General features: G+C 45.1%; 3 protein-coding genes, 1 other RNA gene and 1 pseudogene. 2 read left to right on the top strand and 3 right to left on the bottom strand.

Features of this window, described 5'->3' with window-relative positions; all coding sequences use genetic code 11:
- Positions 1-156 precede the first annotated feature (156 nt).
- Positions 157-798: a hypothetical protein gene (locus IM319_RS20495; RefSeq protein WP_110578761.1), complete on the top strand. Its 642-nt coding sequence runs from the start codon at positions 157-159 to the stop codon at positions 796-798.
- A gap of 22 nt (positions 799-820) precedes the next feature.
- Here IM319_RS20495 and IM319_RS20490 read toward each other — a convergent pair whose 3' ends face one another.
- The 3 genes from IM319_RS20490 to ssrS form a co-directional block, all read right to left on the bottom strand.
- Positions 821-1,075: a hypothetical protein gene (locus IM319_RS20490; protein ID WP_287736736.1), complete on the bottom strand. Its 255-nt coding sequence runs from the start codon at positions 1,073-1,075 to the stop codon at positions 821-823.
- 57 nt (positions 1,076-1,132) lie between these two features.
- Positions 1,133-2,509 carry an NAD(P)/FAD-dependent oxidoreductase gene (locus IM319_RS20485; protein WP_287736735.1) on the bottom strand — a complete coding sequence of 459 codons (1,377 nt, stop codon included), beginning with the start codon at positions 2,507-2,509 and terminating at the stop codon, positions 1,133-1,135.
- Positions 2,510-2,690: 181 nt separating this feature from the next.
- Positions 2,691-2,878, bottom strand: a non-coding RNA gene (gene ssrS, locus IM319_RS20480) — 6S RNA.
- A gap of 233 nt (positions 2,879-3,111) precedes the next feature.
- Between ssrS and IM319_RS20475 the strand changes: the two are divergent.
- Positions 3,112-3,336: pseudogene (locus IM319_RS20475) on the top strand (fatty-acid synthase); the annotation flags it as partial.

The following is a 3,336-nucleotide window of genomic DNA, read 5'->3' as shown; positions in this document are numbered from 1 at the left end:
TTTTTTTACCGCTTCTCCCCAGGTAAATTTAAAGGCCACTAATTCTATACTATAGTTAAACATGGTAATGCCTAAGCCCTAATTAAGGATTGATTAATCGTCGCTCCGGGGTTGGAATGGGGATTTGCCAGAGGACAGAAAGAGGGAGAAATTAGCTTGGGTGTAGAACTTCGCAGTTACGTTTATCTTGACAATTTACAGCTTCAACACGCTGCTTACATCGGTACAGTCGCCCAAGGATTTTTACCCCTACCCGGGGATTCTTCCCTCTGGATTGAAATTTCCCCCGGCATCGAGATTAATCGCATCACCGATATTGCCCTCAAATCCGCCGTGGTTCGTCCGGGGGTTCTATTCGTAGAACGACTCTATGGACTCTTAGAACTCCATTCTAGCAGTCAGGGAGAGGTAAGGGCGGCCGGTCAGGCAATTTTGCAGTATTTAGGCGTTAGTCAGCGCGATTGTCTGAAACCGCAAATTGTCTCCAGCCAAATTATTCGCAACATTGACGCTTACCAAGCCCAATTAATTAACCGTAGTTCTCGGGGTATGATGTTAATGGCAGGACAGACTTTATATGTTCTAGAAGTGCAGCCAGCCGCCTACGCTTCCCTGGCCGCTAATCAGGCCGAAAAAGCCGCTTTAATTAATATCCTACACGTTACTTCCGTGGGCAGTTTTGGCCGCTTATATTTAGGGGGAGAAGAACGAGATATTATCGCTGGTTCTAGGGCGGCAGTTTCAGCTTTAGAAAATATTCAAGGTCGAGCTTTTCCCGGTAGCGACAAAAAAGAATAAGACAAGACAACAGGATTTCGCCCTATTGAGGAGATTCAAAAGTTAGTTCGCTATTATTCAGTTTTTCAACGACTAAGTTGCGATAGAGTGTCACCTGACGAAGGATTTGGTCGGGATTGTTTTTCTTGTTAGAAAACATGAGCATTTTAATCGATTCAAATTCTATTCTTGTGATCACACCATCTTTGATCGCTCGTTCAATTGTAACTCGTAAATATTCTAATTCTTGGCTTTCCTCTGGGGTAATTTTTAGACTGTTAGGACGTTCTATTTTCATTATCGATCGATTGTTCTTACCTGCTAACTGATAACTAGATAATCACGGCTATTTTTTTCACACTTTCACAATCGGTGGAGAGAGAGTTTCCGTCTGGTTAGAAACGGCTAGATTATTATTTTGGCCGTTATTTTGCGGCAATTGTCCCGAGGCTAAATTTTGCCCCTCTCCCGTAATCAAACGAGCGCCACGACCGCGGGTAAAATAATTCCAACCCCATTGCACCATCACCACTAATTTATTATCAAATTCGATCAGATAGTAAATATGGGCCCAAACCCAGACTAACCAAGCGATGAACCCGGAAAACTTGACAAATCCCAAATCAACCACGGCCGCATTTTGGCCGATAACTGCCAGACTACCTCGATCGATATAATGAAAAGGTGGAATAGTTTGCCCTTTTAGGCGAGAAATTAATAAATTCGCTAGATATTCGCCCTCCTGCATGGCCACGGGGGCAATTCCGGGTAAAGGTTTATCTCCCTGATGGGCAAAATTAGCCAGATCCCCGATCACAAAAATATTGGCATAACCGGCGATACTTAAATCCGGTTCGACGATTACCCGGCCGACGCGATCAAGATTTACCCCGGTTCTTTCGGCCAAAATTCGCCCCATTCTCGATGCTTTTACCCCTGCTGCCCATAAAATTGTCTCGGCGGCGATTTCTGTCGTCTTTTCTCCCTGACGGACGCTGACACAACCTTCAACAATATTGGTAACGATGCTGTTAGTTTGCACTGTCACCCCTAATTTTGTGAGAGAAGCGGCAGCTTTAGCGGATAAATCGGGGGCATAGGGAGGTAATACTCGATCCATCCCTTCTAAGAGCAAAATTTTCGCTTCTGTGGGGTTAATCTGGTGAAAATCCGACCTAAGCGCACCGTGGGCAATTTCGGCGATCGCACCTGCTAATTCTACCCCCGTCGGTCCGCCACCGACAATAACAAAAGTTAATAAAGCTTGCCGCTTTTCGGTATCGATTTCTTTCTCGGCCTTCTCGAAAGCGAGATAGATGCGACGACGCATTTCTACTGCGTCTTCAATGGTTTTTAACCCGGGAGCGTAGGGTTGCCATTGATCATTGCCAAAATAGTGATGACTGACTCCCGTGGCAATAACTAACTGATCGTAGGCGATCGGCGGGTGATCTTTCAAGATCACTTCTCCCTTAACTGGATCGATATCGATGGCCTGATCGAGGAGAATATCTGTATTCTCATGGCCCCGTAGGATTAAGCGCAAAGGTGAGGAGATATCGGCCGGAGAGAGCGCCCCAGTAGCGACTTGATAGAGGAGGGGCTGAAAAAGATGGAAATTTCGCTTATCGATGAGGTTAACATGAACGGGGGCGTTTTTTAGGGCTTTGGCCGTGTATAAACCCGCAAATCCGCCGCCGATGATAACAACTCTTGGCTGTTTTTCAGTCATTGCTTAACAATAATTCATAAATTTCTCCCTAGTGTAGTCCGGATTGTCACAATTTAGCGGTGACAAGCGTTACCGAAAACAGCAGTCTTTAACCTAGAAAAAATATAAATCAGAGCTTTTTTGGCCCGCGAGGAGGGCAAAACCAACGAAGTACAGGGACTCTGATCTGCTCGAAAAACTTGAAAAGACCGCTACGCCGTTTTACCTAAGTTTATGACCTGGGTTAACCAGGTGGGAACTTATATTCCGCGTTTCTGTTTCCGAGTACAAGCTCGGTTTACTACCACACGAATTGGTTATTTGCTCCCTTATCACAATCAAGCATAGATCAAAAAACTTGAAAGGCAGTCACCAACGTAGAAGCCCGATTTAGTTTTATCGTAGCATTTTTTTTTCTCAGAGGCAAGAGGGGCGATTCAGTGATCAGTGATCAGTTATCAGTGATCAGATTTGAGTTTTCAGTTTACTGTTTACCGATCACAGCCAAAAAGCCTGCCAACAACCAGCAATTCCCAATGCAAACGGTAGCACAGAATACAGAACCCGTCTTACTCTTGCCTTTCAAAATGGAGTGAAGGGTTTGAACAGTGGGTTTCGCAGGAATGGAAGTCAAACAACTGGGTTTTCTGGGGATGCTGAGCTATTTCCGGGTAGTTATCGCTGGGATAACTGACCCTCGAAGTGCCGGCAATGCTACCCGCTACAGTCTGAAAGACGCAATATTAGGGGCATTCGCCGCCTTTTTTCGCCAGAATGAATCATTTCTAGAATATCAGCGTCAACTGAATAGTCGTTGTGGACGAGATAATGCTCAAAGTCTGTTTGGT

It is taken from the genome of Microcystis sp. M113S1 (assembly GCF_020246945.1).
In the GTDB taxonomy this organism is placed as follows: Bacteria; Cyanobacteriota; Cyanobacteriia; order Cyanobacteriales; family Microcystaceae; genus Microcystis.
This window is presented reverse-complemented; position numbering and strand designations above follow the sequence as displayed.